15 protein-coding genes are annotated in these 17837 nt (G+C 71.3%); 4 read left to right on the top strand and 11 right to left on the bottom strand.

What is annotated here, in order from left to right; translation table 11 throughout:
- Positions 1-77: 77 nt before the first annotated feature.
- Positions 78-980: a carbohydrate kinase family protein gene (locus OG322_RS37660; protein WP_185095569.1), complete on the top strand. Its 903-nt coding sequence runs from the start codon at positions 78-80 to the stop codon at positions 978-980.
- A 117-nt stretch (positions 981-1097) separates the two neighbouring features.
- Here OG322_RS37660 and OG322_RS37655 read toward each other — a convergent pair whose 3' ends face one another.
- Complete coding sequence (locus OG322_RS37655) at positions 1098-1697, bottom strand: TetR/AcrR family transcriptional regulator (RefSeq protein WP_329307558.1); 600 nt, start codon at positions 1695-1697, stop codon at positions 1098-1100.
- Positions 1698-1889: 192 nt separating this feature from the next.
- Between OG322_RS37655 and OG322_RS37650 the strand changes: the two genes are divergently transcribed.
- Positions 1890-4175: a glycoside hydrolase family 3 N-terminal domain-containing protein gene (locus OG322_RS37650; protein ID WP_123465231.1), complete on the top strand. Its 2286-nt coding sequence runs from the start codon at positions 1890-1892 to the stop codon at positions 4173-4175.
- Between the two features lie 175 nt (positions 4176-4350).
- Positions 4351-4530 carry a hypothetical protein gene (locus OG322_RS37645; protein WP_124285875.1) on the top strand — a complete coding sequence of 60 codons (180 nt, stop codon included), beginning with the start codon at positions 4351-4353 and terminating at the stop codon, positions 4528-4530.
- A gap of 269 nt (positions 4531-4799) precedes the next feature.
- Here OG322_RS37645 and OG322_RS37640 read toward each other — a convergent pair whose 3' ends face one another.
- The 3 genes from OG322_RS37640 to OG322_RS37630 all read right to left on the bottom strand — a co-directional run bounded on the left by OG322_RS37640 (position 4800) and on the right by OG322_RS37630 (position 8711).
- Complete coding sequence (locus OG322_RS37640) at positions 4800-5855, bottom strand: type III polyketide synthase (RefSeq protein ID WP_123465227.1); 1056 nt, start codon at positions 5853-5855, stop codon at positions 4800-4802.
- 427 nt (positions 5856-6282) lie between these two features.
- A complete protein-coding gene (locus OG322_RS37635) occupies positions 6283-7488 on the bottom strand; it encodes a cytochrome P450 (protein ID WP_123465225.1) in 1206 nt (401 codons plus the stop codon).
- A 221-nt stretch (positions 7489-7709) separates the two neighbouring features.
- On the bottom strand, positions 7710-8711 hold the full coding sequence (locus OG322_RS37630) for a DUF1259 domain-containing protein (protein ID WP_124285874.1): 1002 nt from the start codon (positions 8709-8711) through the stop codon (positions 7710-7712).
- A 429-nt stretch (positions 8712-9140) separates the two neighbouring features.
- Between OG322_RS37630 and OG322_RS37625 the strand changes: the two genes are divergently transcribed.
- Positions 9141-10613 carry a glycoside hydrolase family 76 protein gene (locus OG322_RS37625; protein ID WP_329307557.1) on the top strand — a complete coding sequence of 491 codons (1473 nt, stop codon included), beginning with the start codon at positions 9141-9143 and terminating at the stop codon, positions 10611-10613.
- Positions 10614-10677: 64 nt separating this feature from the next.
- Here OG322_RS37625 and OG322_RS37620 read toward each other — a convergent pair whose 3' ends face one another.
- From OG322_RS37620 to OG322_RS37590, 7 genes are all read right to left on the bottom strand, one after another.
- On the bottom strand, positions 10678-11853 hold the full coding sequence (locus OG322_RS37620) for a 4-hydroxybenzoate 3-monooxygenase (protein ID WP_329307556.1): 1176 nt from the start codon (positions 11851-11853) through the stop codon (positions 10678-10680).
- A gap of 168 nt (positions 11854-12021) precedes the next feature.
- Positions 12022-13227 carry a bifunctional 3-oxoadipate enol-lactonase/4-carboxymuconolactone decarboxylase PcaDC gene (gene pcaDC / locus OG322_RS37615; RefSeq protein ID WP_329307555.1) on the bottom strand — a complete coding sequence of 402 codons (1206 nt, stop codon included), beginning with the start codon at positions 13225-13227 and terminating at the stop codon, positions 12022-12024.
- A 95-nt stretch (positions 13228-13322) separates the two neighbouring features.
- The gene (locus tag OG322_RS37610; RefSeq protein WP_124285871.1) at positions 13323-14816 is read right to left on the bottom strand and encodes a lyase family protein; all 1494 of its coding nucleotides are present in this window, start codon (positions 14814-14816) and stop codon (positions 13323-13325) included.
- Positions 14785-15387 carry a protocatechuate 3,4-dioxygenase subunit alpha gene (gene pcaG / locus OG322_RS37605; protein WP_123465215.1) on the bottom strand — a complete coding sequence of 201 codons (603 nt, stop codon included), beginning with the start codon at positions 15385-15387 and terminating at the stop codon, positions 14785-14787. The genes OG322_RS37610 and pcaG overlap by 32 nt, the downstream gene beginning before the upstream one ends.
- Positions 15387-16193, bottom strand: coding sequence for a protocatechuate 3,4-dioxygenase subunit beta (pcaH, locus tag OG322_RS37600; protein ID WP_124285870.1), 807 nt, complete (start codon positions 16191-16193; stop codon positions 15387-15389). Before pcaH ends, pcaG begins: the two co-directional genes overlap by 1 nt.
- Positions 16194-16314: 121 nt before the next feature.
- Entirely contained in the window at positions 16315-16962 is a 648-nt protein-coding gene (locus OG322_RS37595) for a 3-oxoacid CoA-transferase subunit B (protein ID WP_123465211.1), read from the bottom strand.
- Positions 16962-17744: a CoA transferase subunit A gene (locus OG322_RS37590; protein WP_123465209.1), complete on the bottom strand. Its 783-nt coding sequence runs from the start codon at positions 17742-17744 to the stop codon at positions 16962-16964. The genes OG322_RS37595 and OG322_RS37590 overlap by 1 nt, the downstream gene beginning before the upstream one ends.
- Positions 17745-17837: the final 93 nt, after the last annotated feature.

Raw genomic sequence — 17837 nt, 5'->3', positions numbered from 1 at the left:
GGCCGGTCGGCGATACTGGGCCGCGGCGGGACAAGAGAGGCGGCACAGTGATCCAACGACAGCCCGAGTACGACGTTGTGGTGGTCGGCGGGAGCGGGGTGGACACGATCGTCCGCGTCGACGCCCTGCCGGTTCCGCTCGCCGACTCCGTGATGGTCGGTCCGATCGAGGAGTGGCCCGGCCAGACCGGGGGCAATGTGGCCCTCGGTGCGCGGGCGCTGGGTCTGGATGTGGCCCTGCTCGACTGCATCGGCGACGACCCGACCGGCGTCCGGGTACGTGAGCGGCTGGCCGAGGGGGACGTTGAGTTCCATCCCCTGATCTCCGCGGCGGGCACCCGCCGCGCGGTGAACCTGGTGGATGCGAAGGGCCGGCGGATGTCGTTCTACGACGCCCGGGACCCGGAGGATCTGCGGATGCCGCAGGACTTCTATCTGCCCCGGCTGCGGCGCACCCGCCATGTCCATCTCTCCATCACGAACTTCACTCGCTTCCTCTACGACGACATCGAGGCCCTCGGTGTCCCCGTCTCCACCGATCTGCACGACTGGGACGGACGGGACGAGCACCAGCGGGAGTTCGCCCTCCGCTCCGATCTCGTCTTCTTCAGCGCGGCGACAGCCGGCGACCGCACCCCCGCGCTGATGCGGCAGATCCTGCGCGAGGGCCGCGCGGAGACCGTGGTCGCCACAGCGGGCGCCGAGGGCTCCTACCTCCTCACCCGCGATGGCGGACCGGACCCGCACCACGTCCCGGCGACCGTGCCGCCCGCCCCGGTGGTCGACACCAACGGGGCCGGCGACGCGTTCGTCACCGGCTTCCTGTACGGAAGGCTCGACGGCCGGGACGTCCGCGACTGCGCCCGGCTGGGCGCGGTGGCGGGCGCCTACGCCTGCACGGCACCCGGCTCGACGGCCCTCATCGGCCGGGAGGCCCTGCTCGCGGCGGACGGCAGCGGTTCCCAGGAACACGGGTCATGACGAGCTGACCCCAGGTCAGGAGTCCCAGGCCCCGGACCGGTTCAGAGGGGCCTGGGGCCCTGATCCCGCCCGGTCCCCCGCGGGCATCCACGGCCCGCGGGGGACCGGGTACCCGGCTCAGAGCTCCACGGTCAACTGCGCCTGTACATGCGCCCGCAGCACACCCGCCATGTCCGTCGCGCAGCCGCTGAGGAGCCACTGGATCTGGAGTCCGTCCATCAGCGCGATCAGTTGCTGCGCCGCCTCGTCGGGTGCGATCCCGGAGCGCAGCGCACCCTCGTCCCACGCCTCCCGGTAGGAGACGGCCGTGGTCAGCACCGAGGTGCGGTAGCGCTCCACGAAGTACGTGTGCGCCGGGTGACCGGTGGAGGTCGCCTCGGCGGCGAGTACGGAGAACAGCTCGACGATCCCCCGGCGTTCGGCGTTCAGTGCGGCGAGGTCGACGAAGCGGCGCAGCCGGTCGACGCCCCTCGGACCGCCGAGGCCGAGCCATTCCCCGTCCACCTCGTCACGGTGTTCCAGCACCGCGAGCAGCAGCGACTGCTTGGTCGGGAAGTGGTGCAGCAGCCCGGGGTGCGAGATCCCGCAGCGGGTGGCGATCACGCGCAGCGAGGCACCCCGGTAGCCGACCTCGCCGAACATGGCCATGGCCTGGTCGAGGATCTCCACCCGTTTGGCCCGGCCCTTGGCGTAGCCACGCCGCGTATCGCCGGTCACGTGCCACCCTCCCCGCCCGTCTCGGACGGCATCACTGAGTACAGTCGCATACCCACATACTTACCACTCGGTCGGGATTCGGCGTACGGTGGGTCCGGGCGGCCGAGTTGAGCCGTGCCGTACCGGCCGGCCCCTCCACCACCCAGGCATCCGCCCGATGAGAACGTCACCGACGTTGTGAAAGGAACTCCTGTGGGCTCCTCACTGCCCTATCTCGACCCCGCGCTGTCCGTCCCCGAGCGCGTCGCCGACCTGACCGGCCGGATGACGCTGCCCGAGAAGATCGGCCAGATGCTCCAGCTGAACGCGAAGGACGGGGTCCGGCACCTCATCGAGGACATGCACGCGGGCTCGATCCTGCACGCCTCCCCCGACCGCGTCCTGGAAGCGGCCGCCCTCACCGAGCGGACCCGGCTGCGGATTCCGCTGCTCGTCGCCGAGGACTGCATCCACGGGCACTCGTTCTGGGAGGGGGCCACGATCTATCCCACCCAGCTCGGCATGGCCGCGACCTGGGATCCGGAGCTCGTGGAGCGCATCGCTCGGGCGACGGCCGTCGAGGTCGCGGCGACCGGTGTCCACTGGACGTTCTCCCCGGTCCTGTGCATCACCCGGGACCTGCGCTGGGGCCGGGTGAGCGAGACGTTCGGCGAGGACCCCTTCCTCATCGGCGAGCTCGCCTCGGCGATGGTGCGCGGGTATCAGGGGGACGGCCTCGACGACCCGACGGCGGTCCTGGCGTGCGCCAAGCACTTCGCGGGCTACTCCGAGACCCAGGGCGGCCGGGACGCGAGCGAGGCGGACATCTCGCGCCGCAAGCTCCGTTCGTGGTTCCTGCCCCCGTTCGAGCGGGTCGCCCGGGAGGGCTGCCGGACGTTCATGCTCGGGTACCAGTCGATGGACGGGGTCCCGATCACGGTCAACAGCTGGCTGCTGAACGAGGTGCTGCGCGGTGAGTGGGGCTACACCGGGACGCTGGTGACCGACTGGGACAACGTCGGCCGGATGGTGTGGGAGCAGCGGGTCTACGCCGACCACGCGCAGGCGGCCGCCGCCGCGGTCCGCGCGGGCAACGACATGGTGATGACCACGCCGGGCTTCTTCGACGGTGCCCAGGAGGCGGTCGCCGGGGGCACGCTCGACGAGGCGGAGATCGATGCGGCGGTCCGCCGGATCCTTACGCTCAAGTTCGAGCTGGGCCTGTTCGAGAACCCGCGCCACCCCGACCGCGACCGGCAGGCCGCGGTCATCGGGAGCGCCGGGCACGCCGGGCTGAACCTCGAAGCGGCCCGCCGCTCGCTGGTGCTCCTCACCAACGACGGCACCCTGCCGCTGGCCGGCGGATTCGGGGCCGGAACGGACGGCCGCGCGCTCGCCGGCGCCGCGCCGCGCACGGTCGCGGTCATCGGGCCCAACGCCGACGACGCGCAGACCCAGCTCGGCGACTGGGCGGGGTCCTCCGGTCAGGCGGACTGGCTGCCGAACGGTCATCCGCGCGACATGATCCGCACCGTGCTGGACGGGTTCCGGGAGCACGTGCCGGACGGCTGGACCGTCACCCACGCGCGCGGGGCCGACATCCTCACCGTGGGGCCCGACCCCCAGGGAGCCTTCTTCCCCGACGGGCAGCCCCGGCCGGAGATCGTCATCCCGGCGGAGCCCTCCGAGGCGCTGATCGGCGAGGCCGTCGCCGCGGCGCAGGACGCCGACTACGTCGTCGCGGTCGTCGGTGACCGGATCGAGCTGGTCGGTGAGGGGCGCTCGACCGCGACCCTGGAACTGATCGGCGGCCAGGTCGCGCTGCTCGACGCGCTCGCCGCGACGGGCAAGCCGCTGGTGGTGGTCGTCATCAGTTCCAAGCCGCTCGTGCTGCCGCCCTCCGCGCACAACGCGTCGGCGATCGTGCACGCCTTCAACCCGGGAATGCTCGGCGGCCGGGCCGTCGCCGAACTGGCACTCGGCCTCGTCGAGCCGTCCGGCCGGCTGCCGGTCTCCTTCGCACGTCATTCAGGGCAGCAGCCGACGTACTACAACCAGGTGCGCGGCCAGCACGGCTCCCGCTACGCCGACCTGACGCAGAGTCCGGCATTCGTGTTCGGCGAGGGCCTGAGCTACACGACTGTCGCGTACACGGAGCTGGAGGTGCTCACCGAGGTCCTCGGGGCGGGCGACACCCTGCGGGCGCGCGTCCTCGTCCGCAACACCGGCGACCGTCCGGTGCGGGAGACCGTGCAGGCGTACGTGAGCGACACCGTCACGTCGGTGACGTGGGCCGAGAAGGAGCTCAAGGCCTACCGTCAGGTGACGCTCGAACCCGGCGAGTCGCGTGAGGTCGCCATCGAACTGCCGGTCGCGGACTGCAGTCTGGTGGACGCCGGGGGCAACCGTGTCGTGGAGCCGGGCGCGTTCGAGCTGCTCGTCGGTCCGTCCTCGCGCGACGAGGCACTGCTGCGGGCGGCCTTCACCGTCAAGGGCTGAGCCCCGAACCCGCCGGGCGCCCGTCGAGCGTCCGGGCGCCCGGACAGTCCTACCGGGGCCCGGCAGCCGCCCGGCGGCGGGTCGCCGGGGTACCCCGCGGGCTGCGGGCTACTGTCACCGGCACGGAACCCGGGAGCGGTGCTGTACAGGCGACACGGTGGCCGCCGTCCCCTCGATGACGACGTCAAAGGACTTCAGGCCCGAGGCCGTCATCACCGTCGTCGTCTACGCCCGTGAGGGCGGCCTCACCGGGGCGGATCGCTCCCGGATCGCCCGGGACGCGCGACAGCTGCGAACGGTGCGCGCGCACGGGGTACGGGGTGCGCAGACGCAGGGTCCGGTCTTCGGGCGCTGACCTGCGCGTACAGGCCGTACGGGCCCAGGTCGGTCTCACCACTCACCCAACCCGTACGGCCTTTCTCATGTCACGGCCGAACCGAGTCCGTATTCCCCGGGCGGGAAGGTGTGGGGCGGCCGGTGTGGGGCGGTGCGTGGTGGGCCGTTGTGCGGGGCTTCACGCCGCCCCTTCCTGAAACCGGGGGCTCCGGCCCCTGGCCCCCTCTGTCCTCGCGCGAAGGACGGACTGGAGGGGCCGGGGGCCACAAGCGCCGGACGGGCTGAAACCTACTCGGAGGCCGTCGTCCAGGTGCCCAGGGAGATCTCGGCGGTGATACCGGGGCCGAAGCCGGCCATCAGGCCGCGGTGGCCGTCGAGCGCCGAAGCCTCATCGAACATGCGGCCAAGGGCGTCGAGCACCACCGCGCTGGCAATGTTGCCGTACTCGGTGAGCGTGGCGCGGCTGAAGCGGAACGCCTCCGGCGGCACGTCGAGGAAGAGGCTCAGGTCGTCCAGGATGCGCGGGCCGCCCGCGTGGATGATGTAGAAGTCCATCTTGCCGGCGTTCCACTGGTGCTCCTCCGCGACGGCATGCAGGGCCGGGGCGAGGGGCTCCATGGTTCCGGGCACACGCTTGTCGAGCTGGAAGTGGAATCCGGTGGACCGGACCGCGTAGGAGATCCAGTCCTCGGTGTCCGGAATGATGTACGAGCCGTTGCGTTCCAGGCGGACTCCGGTGCCACCGTTGCCCCGGACCACGACGGCGGCTATGCCGTCGCCGAACAGGCCGTTGGACAGCAGCGATCCGACACTCAGATCGGTGGGCTGGTAGCACAGCGAGCAGAACTCGCAGGCGACGATCAGAGCATTGGCGTCGGGGTACGCCTTGCAGAAGTCATGGGCCCGGTTGACGGCTGCGCCGCCTGCGGCACAGCCGAGTTGGGCCATCGGCAGCTGTCGTGTCTCCGGCCGGAATCCCATCTCGTCGATGAGCCATGCGGTCGGCGGAGGCATCATGAAACCGGTGCAGGAGACGTAGACGATCAAGTCGATCTGGCGCGGCTCCAGTTGGGCCTGGTCGAGTGCCCGGCGTACCACTGCCGGCACCCGGGCCTTGGTGTGTTGTTCGTAGGTGATGCTGCGGGCGTCGAAGCCCGGGTGCTGCAGCACCTTCTCGATCGGTTGGATCAGGTGCCGCTTCTGTACCCCGGTATGTTCGATCAGACGAAGGACCAGATCGATCTGCGGATGGTCGCCGTGCAACCGCTGAGCCAGCTCCAGCGTTTCCTCGTTGGTGATGACGTACTCGGGAACCTCGATTGCCGGCTTGCAGAGAACCGCCATGGAACTCCTCCTAGCGGACTTGGTCCACACCTCCGGGCCCGGAACGGTTGCGGGGGTTCGCCGACGCGGGAGTGGCCACCGCGGCTCCGCACGCGCGGTGCCGCGCGGAACAGAGCTTTGGTGGATTCCTTCGCCGGGTTCGGTACCCCTGATACGGGCGCGGACGGGCCGACCGTCGAAGACTGAGTTCTAGCCGTTCGTGGGCGGATGCTGATCCGCCACGGCTTGGGTGGGTGGCCGTCGAGATCACGCTACGGCAGGCGGATCAGGGCCGCACGTCGAGCCGGCGCACAGCGCGCAGCCGGGCGTGACAGGACGCCCGGCACCCCGGGATTCCTCCGGGTTGCCGGGCGTCCTGGAGCGACGCATCATCGATGACAGCCACTGTCCGTGCACAGAGGCCCGGTGAGCTGCCGGACCGCCCCTGTCACCAGGTGACAGGCAGTTCGAGTGGATAGCGCCAGATCGAGGTCTTGTTCCAGCGCACTTCCTCGGCCGGAGTCGCCAGCTTCAGAGCGGGGAAGCGTTCGAGCAGAGTTCCGATGGCGACCTGGAGCTCCGTGGCGGCGAGCGGGGCGCCGAGACAGTGATGGCCGCCCCAGCCGAAGGTCATATGGGACGGATTGTCGCGTTCCAGATTCAGCTCGTCGGGCCGGTCGAACTTCCGGGCGTCGCGGTTGGCCGTCAGATAGGAGACATGCACGATGTCCCCCTGCCGGATCATCACCCCGCTCAGTTCCACGTCCTCGGTGGCGACACGAGGGATGCCGACACCCTTGCGGAAGGGGATGAAGCGCAGCAGTTCCTCGATGGCCTGCGGGAGCATGCCGGGGCGGTCGCGCAACATCGCGAGCTCGTCGGGCCTGGTGAGCAGCGTGTAGGCAATGTTCCCGATCTCGTACGTGGTGGTGTCCTGGCCGGTGATGAGCAGGACCATGGCCATCACGGTCAGTTCCTGGGCGTTGAGGATCTCGTCCCCGTCGCGGGCCGTGGCCAGCGCGCTGATCAGGTCGTCGCCCGGGTTCTCGCGCCGCTGCGCCGTCAGCTTCTGGAAGTAGGCGCGGAGATCGGCCTTGGCCCGTACCGCGGCGTCCCGGTTCTGGACGGTCGTGTCCATCATGGTCCGGGCATGGGTGCGCAGCTGTGCGCGGTCGGCCTCGGGAATGTCGAGGACCTCGCAGATGGTGGTCAGGGGCAGCGGGGCCGCCAGATGCTCGAAGAGGTCGGCCGGGGCGCCGTGCTCCTCCATCCGGTCCAGCAGCTCGTCCACGACATGCTGGGTACGTACCTTCATGCGCTCCATGTGGCGAGGCGCGAAGCCCTTCGAGATCAGGCTGCGCAGGCGGCTGCTGCCCGGCGGGTCCATCACGTTGATCGCTTCGTCCTGAACGATCGGCTCAGGGGTCATGCGCGGGAAGTTCCGGCCGATGATGGCGCTCCGGCTGAAGCGCCGGTCGGTGGTCACCGTGCGCACGTCGTCGTAGCCGGTGACGAGCCATGCCTCGCCGTCGCCGTGCGGCAGCCGGATGCGGGAGACGGGTTCTTTGGTCATCAAGTGCCTGAGTACCGGGTCGAATTCGAGGGCTTCGGCATAGTCGAACGGGCAGTGCCGTGCGCCGGCGACTGGTTCCATACGGGGCTCCAGAGGGGGGATCTGACGGGTGTTTCGAGGAATCTGCGGGCTGGACGGGACATGGGTGCCCGGTCACCCGCACAGGCACGCGCCACTCCGGGCCGATTGGTCCATATGCAGAACGGATTCGCCGGCCGGGGTCGCTGGACCGGCGCAATCGGTCCAGCGACCCTGCCCAGCCGGTCGGGCGCGTTCACCGGGGTCGGAGTGAACAGCCGGTCTCAGCCGGACGGTACGACGTTGGTGGCGTCCACCGCGGGGCGCACCGCACGGGCGAGCTCGACGCCGTCGCCCACGGCCCAGAAGTGGGTGAAGAACAGGCGGGGGTCCTCCGCCAGGTGGTGGTTGTGCAGCTCGACGAGCTTGATCCCCCCGCGCCGCAACGCCTTCAGCACGTTCTGGACCTCATCGGCGAGCATGACGCAGTCACCGCTGAGCGCGGCCCGGCCGCCGCCCAGCGGCTGGAAGTTGAACGCACTGGTCGAGCCCAGGCCGGGGGGCAGGATCAGATGGCCGTCCGCAATGGTCTCGCGGCGGACATAGATGACCTTGTAGAGCCCGTCCTCGGTGGAGCCCTTGGCGCCGAGCGCCGCCTCCATTCCGGCGATGTCCAGGCCGACCGGGGCCGGCGGGCCGGGCGGCAGGGCGGGCGGGGTCCCGGTGCGGTCGAATCCGGCGCGCAGGCCGCGGGCCAGGGCCACCGCGTCGTGACCGTGTGCGTGGACGTGGGTCCACCAGATGTCGGGGGTCTGGGCGAGCAGGTGCTTGTGGAGCGCGGTCTGCTCGATTCCGTGTGCCTGCCAGGCGTCGGTCACACACTGCAGTTCGTTCTCGGTGACCACCACATCGCCCATCAGCATCGTGCTGCCGTCGGCGTATCGGACGAAGGCCACATGCGTACCCAGCGCGAGCCCCGGTGTGACGACGACGCCGTCGGAGACCACGTGGAGGTCCCGTCGGGGGAAACCCGTGTGGTACGTCGTTCCGCGCAGCATGTTGCCGGGGCGGCCCAGCGCTCTCGCCACGCCCGCCCAGTCCGCCAGGCCGGTCGGCACCGGCTTGACCCGCTTGCCGTGCCCCGGCCCGGTCATCCCGGCGGGCAGGGTGCGAGCGGCGGCCGGCCCTGCTGCGGTCAGCATCGGTGCGAGTGCGGCTGCGGCCAGTACGCGTCGCCGTGACGTGATCGCCCGGGTATTCGTGTCCTGCTGTCGGTCTCCAGTCATCACTTGTTCGCCTCCATGGCGAGATGAAATCATGCGAAACGTTGACAGAAGGATGAAAACGGATACATCGTCAGCGGGTGGGGCTGGATGGACTAACGACCTTGGGGGGAATACACGCGCCGACCCGCCTCGCCATCGCCGACCTGGTCTCCGACCGCGCGCAGCCCGACGAGCGACCCGACGTCGCACGAGCACCGAACTCGTGCCCGTCCTCACCACGGCCACCTGATCACCCCCTAGCCAAACCGCCAGGCCAACATGCCCCGACCTCAATTTCCCCCAAGGTCGCCAGTCCTGCCCGTCGACCCCCGCCAATCGAGGGAAGTCCCGGGCAGGCGGCCTCTCGTGGCATCTTGACATGCACAAGGCGCCCGGATTCCCTTGCTTGCGGTAACCACAAGCCCCGCACGAATGACGGAGGACCTGGCGATGCCCCCCACGAGGCCCGACCGCCCCGCAAGAGCCGCTCTGCTCGCCTCGCTGCTCGCCGTGACGGCCGCACTGACCGTCGGTACGGCACCGGCCACCGCGAAGGCGGCCGACGGCGCGGTGTGCAACAAGTTCTGTGACGCCCGCGACCCGCAGAACGCCACGGGCGACCGTACCTCGGTCACCGCCTCCATCTACGGGCGCGGCATAGCGCTCCACCTTTCCGACAACGATGTCATGGGCTGGGCGTCCATCGACGGCGCCGTGGCGGGCGACCAGGTCTGGCTGGACCGGTCGTTCGACGGCGGCCGGACGTGGTCCTCCGGCAGCAGGCTCGGTGCGACCGCCGTCCCGGCCGGCGCCACCGGCTGGCGCTCGCAGATGTACAACGTGGACGAGTGGAACACTGGTGGGATCGGCGCACTCCGGGCGTGCGGCAAGGCCGGGAACCGGGCGGAGATCTCCTGCACCGGCTGGGCGCGCACCGATTGGAACGCGGCGAGCAGGAGCACCGCCGCCGCGACCTCGCTCATGATGGAGTACCACCGGGACACCGGGAAGTTCGCCGGCTGGTGGACGTCGGCGACCGCCCTCACCTCCCTGATCGACAACATCCGGATCAGCGGGATGCAGAGCTACCGGTACGCGATCTCCACCACGTACGAGAAGCTCATCGGCGCCGAGGACGGCGACTTCACCAACTCGTACCTGGACGACACCGGCTGGTGGGGACTGGCGTGGGTGGCCGCGTACGACGTGACCGGCGACGCGCGGTATCTGGAGACCGCGCGCAAGGACGCCGACCACATGCACGACTACTGGACCTCCACGTGCGGCGGCGGCGTGCAGTGGGCCACCGACAAGCCCTACAAGAACGCCGTGACCAACGAGCTCTACCTCCAGCTGAACGCGTCGCTGCACAACCGGATCGGCGGGGACACCGCGTACCTCCAGCGCGCCGAGGACGAGTGGGCGTGGTTCCGGGGCACCGGAATGATCAACTCCGGCGGGACCGTCAACGACGGGCTCACGTCGGCGTGCGCGAACAACGGCGACACCACCTGGACCTACAACCAGGGTGTGATCCTGGCCGGCCTGGCGGAACTGCACCGCGCCACCGGTGACGCGGCACTGCTCAGCAGCGCCCGCACCCTCGCCGACGCCTCGACGTCCTCGGGCTACCTCAATCCGGGTGGCACCCTGCACGAGCCGTACGAGCCCGACGGAACCGGGTGCACCTCGGACGGCGACTCGTTCAAGGGTGCCTACGCACGCGGCCTCGGCATCCTGGACAAGGAGCTGGCGGACCACCCGTACAGCGGCTATCTGGACCGGCAGGCGGGCACCCTGTACGCGCGGAACCGGAACTCGCTGGACCAGTACGGCCCGCACTGGGCCGGGCCCTTCACCGTGACGGGCAACGGCTGCCAGCACAGCGCCCTGGACCTGCTGAACGCGGCCCAGGACGGCTGACGGCCCGGTGGCGGCCACGGCTACGGGATCGCGCGACAGCTGACCGTGACATCCGCGGAGATCCTTACGGCAGTGGGAGACCTGTGTAGTTCTGCGCCAGCTCCGCCTCGGCGTGCGGCGAGGCGGCGATCCTGTCCAGCTGCGAGATCTGCAGCCGGGTGTCGAAGCCTGTCTGTTCCGGGTCGGTGTGCAGCGTGGTGGTCATGAAGTACGAGAAGTGCTCGGCCCGCCACACCCGGCGCAGGCAGGTGTCGGAGTAGGCGTCCAGCAGATCGGCCGAACCCGTACGCTGCTTCCGCACCAGCGCACGGGCCAGGACGACGACGTCGGCTGCCGCCAGGTTGAGCCCCTTCGCACCGGTGGGCGGGACGATGTGGGCGGCATCGCCCGCGAGGAGGACCCGGCCGTACCGCATGGGTTCGGTGACGGAGCTGCGGATCGGCACGACGGACTTCGACGTGATGGGACCACGCCGCAGCTTCCAGTCGCCCTCGACGGCGAACCGGGCGTCGAGCTCGTCCCAGATCCGTGTGTCCGGCCAGTCGGTGGGGTCGGTTCCGTTGGGCACCTGGAGGTAGAGGCGGCTGACCTCCGGTGAGCGCATGCTGTGCAGGGCGAACCCGCGCGGGGAGTGGGCGTAGACCAACTCGTCGCAGGAGGGCGGGACATCGGCCAGGATTCCGAACCATGAGTACGGGTACGTCCGCTCGTACGTACGCCGCACGTCGGCGGGGACCGCCGTGCGCGTCACCCCGTGGAATCCGTCGCAGCCCACCACGTAGTCGCAAGTGAGCTCGGCGTTGCGGCCCTCGTGCGTGTAGTGGACGGTCGGCCGGTCCGTGTCGGCCCCCTCGACCGCGGTGACCCGGGCTCCGAAGTGCAGCGGGGCGCCGTCCGCGAGTTGCAGGGCAATGAGGTCCTTGACGACCTCGGTCTGGGCGTAGACCCACACCCGGCGGCCGCCGGTGAGGGAGGGGAAATCGATACGGTGCGCCCGGCCGTCCCAGCGCAGCTCGATGCCGTCGTGCACCAGCCCCTCGGCGTCGAGACGCCCGGCGGCACCGGCCTCGCGGAGCGCGTCGACGGTGGCCTGCTCAAGGATTCCGGCGCGCTGGCGCTGCTCGACGTACGCGCGGTCCTGGCTTTCCAGGACCACGCAGTCGATGCCTGCGCGGTACAGCAGACGGGCGAGCAGGAGACCTGCCGGTCCGCCGCCGATGATCCCGACGGTTGTGTGCATGGGCTGGAGCCTCTCGTTTGGATCAGGCCGGATCAGCGAGCCGGGTCTGGTGCGTACAGCTGCGGGGCGGAGGACTGAGGCGGGTGGGGTCTCCCCTGCTCGAACGGAGCCGAGAGCTTGGGGAAAGTGCCGGGCGTCGCGGGCCGGGCGGGACTTCGCGGACACGGCCTAGTTCTCCGCTGCGGCGTGGGTGATCTCTGCGAGGATCCGGTCCGCCGCGGCGAACGCGGCGTTGGCCGCCGGGACTCCGCAGTAGACGGCTGCCTGCAACAGGACTTCCTGGACGTCCTCGGGGGTGAGGTCACCGCTGCTCAGCGCGGCCCGCAGGTGCATGGCCAGTTCTCCGTGATGCCCGAGGGCCACCAGGGCGGTGAGGGTGAGGCAGCGTCTGGTCCGGCGGTCGAGACCGGGCCTGGTCCACACCTCGCCCCAGGCGTAGCGGGTGATGAAGTCCTGGAAGACTGCGGTGAAGGGCGTGGTCCGGGCCGTGGCCCGGTCGACATGCGCGTCACCCAGGACGGCACGGCGTACGGCCTGCCCCGCGGCGTGCCGGGAGGCGTCGTCGGCGCCGGGTGCGGTGCCGGGTGCGAAGTGGCTGAGCAGCGCGGTCCGTACGGGTTCGGGCCGTTCGACGTTGGCCAGGTGTGAGGCACCCGGAAGCTCGATCAGTGTCGATCCGGGGATGGTGTCGGCCAGTTCTCGGGCGTGGGCGACCGGGGTCGCCGGATCCTCCCGGCCGGCCACGACGAGGGTGGGAGCCGTGATGCCCGCGAGTTCGCCGCGCAGGTCGTGGGCGGCGAGGGCGTCGCACAGCGTGGCGTACGCCTCGGGGTCGACGGCCCGCAGGTCATCGAGGGCGGCACGGGCGGCGGGGCTCCGGGCGAAGTCCGCGGTGAACCAGCGGCCCGTCGCGGTCTCCGCGACCGGACCGATGCCCTCGTCCCGCACCAGACAGGCGCGTTCGCGCCACGCCTGCGGTTCGCCGAACCGGGCCGACGAGCACACGAGCGCGAGCGAGGTGATCCGGTCGGGATGGTGGACGGCCAGCCAGGTGCCCACGGCGCCGCCGAGGGAAATGCCCGCGTACGCGAACCGGCCGATGCCGAGCGCGTCGGCGAGCCGCAGCACATGGGCGCCGAGCTCGGCGACGCCCCCGGCTCCGGCGAGCAGGGCGCCCGGGGTGCCGCCGTGTCCGGGCAGGTCCCAGCGGACCACCCGGTGGCTGCGGGCCAGCCCGGCGACCTGACCGTCCCAGACGGCCAGCGAGGTGCCGAGGGAGGGCCCGAGGACGAGGGGCGGGGCGGAGAGCGGGCCGTCCACCTGATGGTGCAGGAGGCGCGGGGCGGGGGTGCCGGAGGAGAGCGGGGCTGTCATGGGGCTCCTGGGTCGGCGGGTGCGGACGGGTTGGCAGAGAGGGCGGGCGCGGCCGGATGCGACGGGGCGCCGGGAGAGGGCGGGTGGCCGCACCTTCAGGACGGAGCGTTCGGGCGGCGCAGTGCGCGGTCGACGAGGACGCCGGACGAGCCCGTGTAGCCGGCCGGGTCGGTGAGGGTACGCAGCCGGTCGTCGGAGATGACGTCTGCCAGCGCGGGCTCCTGACGCAGCGCCTCGCGGAGTTCCGTCCCGTCACGGGCGGCGCGACCGGCGGCACTGGTCACCGCCGTGCGGGCCGCGGCCCGTCCGACCAGGTCCGAGAGTGCGGCGACGAGTCGTTCGCTGACGATCAGTCCGCCGGTGATGCCGAGGTTCTCGCGCATGCGCCGAGGGTGGACACGCAGTCCTTCGGCGAGTGCGGCCGCCGCGTCGGCGGCTCCGCCGACCGTGCGCAGGGCTTCGCGCAGCGGCTGCCATTCGGCGTGCCAGGCTCCCGGCGGGCGTTCGTCCTCGGCCGCGAGGGAGCCGTACAGGATGCCCGCGAGTGCGGGGACCTGGCGGGCGGCCGAGGCGATGAGGACGGCACGGGCCGGGTTCGCCTTGTGCGGCATCGCGGACGACGGCCCGCCGGTCTTCTCGGAGAGCTCGCCGATCTCGGTGCGGGAGAGCAGGAGTACGTCGGCGGCCAGTTTGCCGAGCGCTCCCGAGGCGAAGGCCAGCGCCCCGCCGAGGTCGGCGACCGGGGTGCGCAGGCTGTGCCAGGGCAGTGCGGGTGCGGCCAGTCCGGTCGCGGTGGCGTACGCCTCGACAAGCCGGACGCCGACGTCCTGAGTCGCGGACACATCGGCGGCGGACGCAACACGGGCGGAGGCATTGGTGGTGGACGCATCGGGGAAGGACGCATCGGGCCTTGACTCCGGATTCCCGGAGGGCACAAAGGCCTCGAAAGCCGCCAAGGTCCCTGCCGCTCCGCCCAGCTGGGCCGGAAGGGTGGACCGGACGGCGGTGAGCCTGGCTGATGCGTCGAGGACCAGGCTGCGCCAGCCGACGGCCTTCAGCCCGAAGGTCGTCGGCACGGCGTGCTGGGTGAGGGTGCGGCCCGCCATCGGGGTGTCGCGGTGCTCGGCGGCTGTCCGCGCCAGGGCGGCGGCGACCCGGTCCAGGTCGGCCAGGATCAGGCCCAGGGCCTCGGACACCACCATCATGGCGGCGGTGTCGAGGATGTCCTGGCTGGTCGCTCCGCGATGGACATGGGCCGCCGCCTCCGGGGCCTCCTCGGCGACGGCCGCGGTCAGGTCGGCCACCAGCGGGATGACCGGGTTGCCGCCGGTGCGGGCCCGCAGGGCCAGCGAGCGCGCGTCGAACCGGGCGGTGTCGGCGGCGGCCGACGCGACGGCAGCCGCCGCCCCGGCCGGTGCGTGTCCGAGCGAGGTCTGGGCGCGCACGAGCGCCACCTCGGCGGCGAGCAGCGCCCGTACGTACGCGGCATCGCCCGTCGCCTCCTCGACGGCCGTTCCGGCACGGACCGGTGAGAGCAGGCCGGTGTCGGCGGATACGTCAGCCGAAGTCAAGGAAGACCGTCTCCTCATGCACACCGTCGTGCTGCAGACGGATATCGAAGCGGTGGACGCCGGTGTCCTCCGGTGTGGTCACGAGCGTCGCCCGGCGCCGCTCCGGCAGGCCCGACAGCAGCCGGTCCTCCACGAGACCTGCGGCGTCGTGGAGATAGGCCCGGGTGTGCAGGTGGTGTGTCAGCCCGCGGGCGAACACGATGATCGCCACGTAGGGGACTCCACCCGGCGGCAGGGTCCGTACGGCGTAGTGCCCGTCGGCGTCCGTCGGCACCCGGCCGAAGCCGGTGAAGGCGAGGCCGTGGCGGCCGGTGACCGCTCCGGTGACCGGGTCGCGGCGCAGCGAGCCGGGCGCGCCGTGCCGTGAACCGTCGGGGGCGGGCTGCCACACCTCGACGACGGCGTCCGGCACCGGTGCACCGGCCCCGTCGAGGACCTGGCCGTGCAGGACCAGGGCGCCGCGATGGCCGGCGGGGGCGATGTCGCCGCCGCCCGCGAAGGGCAGGGCGTAGCCGTAGAAGGGGCCGACGGTCTGCGACGGGGTGGGCGCGAGCGCCCCCGGAGCGGCGGTGGGAGTGGGGGCGGACATCAGCGGCCCTCCTCTGTCCAGGTCGCGGACGGGCCGTCGAGGACGATGTCCCAGCGGTAGCCGAGCGACCATTCGGGGGTGGACAGGTCGTGGTCGTACGCCGCGACGAGACGGCCGCGGGCGTCGTCGTCGGTGACGGACTGAAGGATCGGGTCGTAGGCGAAGAGCGGGTCGCCGGGGAAGTACATCTGAGTGATCAGACGCTGGGTGAACGCGGACCCGAACAGTGAGAAGTGGATGTGGGCGGGGCGCCAGGCGTTGTCGTGGTTGCGCCACGGGTACGCGCCGGGCTTGACGGTGACGAAGGAGTAGGTGCCCTGATCGTCCGTCAGGCAGCGGCCCACGCCGGTGAAGTGCGGGTCGAGCGGTGCGGGGTGCTGGTCGCGCAGGTGGGCGTAGCGGCCGGAGGCGTTGGCCTGCCAGATCTCGACGAGCTGGCCGCGTACGGGACGGCCCGACCGGTCGAGGACGCGGCCGGTGACCGTGATCCGCTCCCCCTGGGGCTCTCCCCGGTGTTGGCGGGTGAGGTCGTGGTCGAGGTCGGTGATGTCGGTGACCCCGAAGACGGGGCCGGAGAGCTCGACGTCCTCCGGGTCGGCTGCCATGGGTGTCAATGGGTGGCGCGGGTGGCGCAGGGTGCTGCTGCGATAGGGGGCGTAGTCCCGGTCGGGGTGCGGTCGCACGGGTGCGCCGGCGGCGATCGACCTGGCGTAGTCGTCGCGCGCGGCGGCGATCTCGGCACTGATGCGGGCCTGGGTGAGCGCGGGGGGCTCGATGGTGCCGGCCGGAGCGGGTGGGGTGGTCATGCGTGTCGGTCCTGCCTTTCCGGTACGGGGGCGGGTGCACGCCCGGCGCCGGTGCGCGGCGCGGCCGCGCGGGAGCCTTCGGCGCGCGATTCCGGGCCCCGGAGCGTGCGGGGCGAATGACTCACGGTTCGATTTCCTCGTCGACGCGGACCGGGGCGGCGGTCCGGTCGAGTACGTCGGCGGTGCTGACGCCCGGCGCGGTCTCGGTCAGCACCAGTCCGGTGCCGGTCACCTCCAGGACGGCCAGATCGGTGATGATCCGGTGGACGCAGGCCCGGCCGGTGAGCGGGAGCGTGCACTCCTCGACGATCTTCGGGCTGCCGTCCTTGGCGGTGTGGGTCATCGTCACGATGACCCGGCGGGCGCCGTGCACGAGGTCCATGGCACCGCCGATGCCGGTCACGAGCTTCCCGGGCACCGCCCAGTTGGCGAGGTCGCCGCGGGCGGAGACCTGCATGGCGCCGAGCACGGCCGTGTCGATGTGGCCGCCGCGGATCATGCCGAAGGAGAGCGCCGAGTCGAAGAACGAGGCTCCCGGCAGGACGGTGACCGTCTCCTTGCCCGCGTTGATCAGGTCGGGATCGACCTCGTCGTCGTACGGGAAGGGTCCGGTGCCCAGGATGCCGTTCTCGGATTCGAGGACGACGTGGACGCCTTCGGGCAGGTGGTTGGGGATCAGGGTCGGGAGGCCGATGCCCAGATTGACGTACTCGCCGTCGCGGAGTTCGGCGGCCGCCCGGGCGGCCATCTCCTCGCGGTTCCAGGGCATCAGCTGCCGTCCTTCCGCGGGCTCGTCCGTGCCGTCACCGTGCGCTGCTCGATCCTTTTGTCGGCGGCCTGTTCGGGAGTCAGTGCCACCACGCGCCGCACGAAGATCCCCGGCAGGTGTACGTGGTCGGGGTCGATCCCGCCGGGCTCGACCAGTTCCTCGACCTCGGCGATCGCGATCCGGCCGGCCATGGCCGCGAGCGGATTGAAGTTGCGGGCCGCCCTGTTGAAGACGAGGTTCCCGTGCCGGTCCCCCTTGGCTGCCCTGACCAGGGCGAAGTCGGTGCGGATACCCCGCTCCAGGACGTACGGGGTGCCGTCGAAGTCGCGTACCTCCTTGGCCGGTGAGGCGATCGCGACGCCGCCGTCGCGGTCATGGCGCCAGGGCATACCGCCCTCCGCGACGAGGGTGCCGACCCCGGCCGGGGTGTAGAACGCGGGGATGCCGGCTCCGCCGGCCCGCAGCCGTTCGGCGAGGGTGCCCTGCGGGATGAGTTCGAGCTCCAGCTCGCCGGCCAGGTACTGGCGGGCGAACTCCTTGTTGCCGCCGATGTACGAGCCGGTGACCCTGCTGATCCGGCCTGCGGCCAGCAGGACCGCGAGCCCGGAGTCCTGGGCGCCGCAGTTGTTGGAGACGACGTGGAGGCCGCCGGTTCCCTTTTCGTGCAGGGCCCCGATGAGTGCGGCGGGTACCCCGCTGAGTCCGAATCCACCGACCGCGATCGAGGCGCCGTCCGGTACGTCGGCCACGGCTCGTGCGGCGGAGGCGACCACCTTGTCCATCGGACCTCCCCTCATTTGTTCGCGTGGTGAAGTTTCCTTCACTATTGTTGACGCGGAGTCTGCCGCCCGGCCGGGCGACTGTCAACGGTTCGC

The organism is Streptomyces sp. NBC_01260, assembly GCF_036226405.1.
GTDB classification, from domain to species: Bacteria; Actinomycetota; Actinomycetes; order Streptomycetales; family Streptomycetaceae; genus Streptomyces; species Streptomyces laculatispora.
Note: the sequence above shows the minus strand (reverse complement) of the source record. Positions and strands in the feature narration are given on the sequence as shown.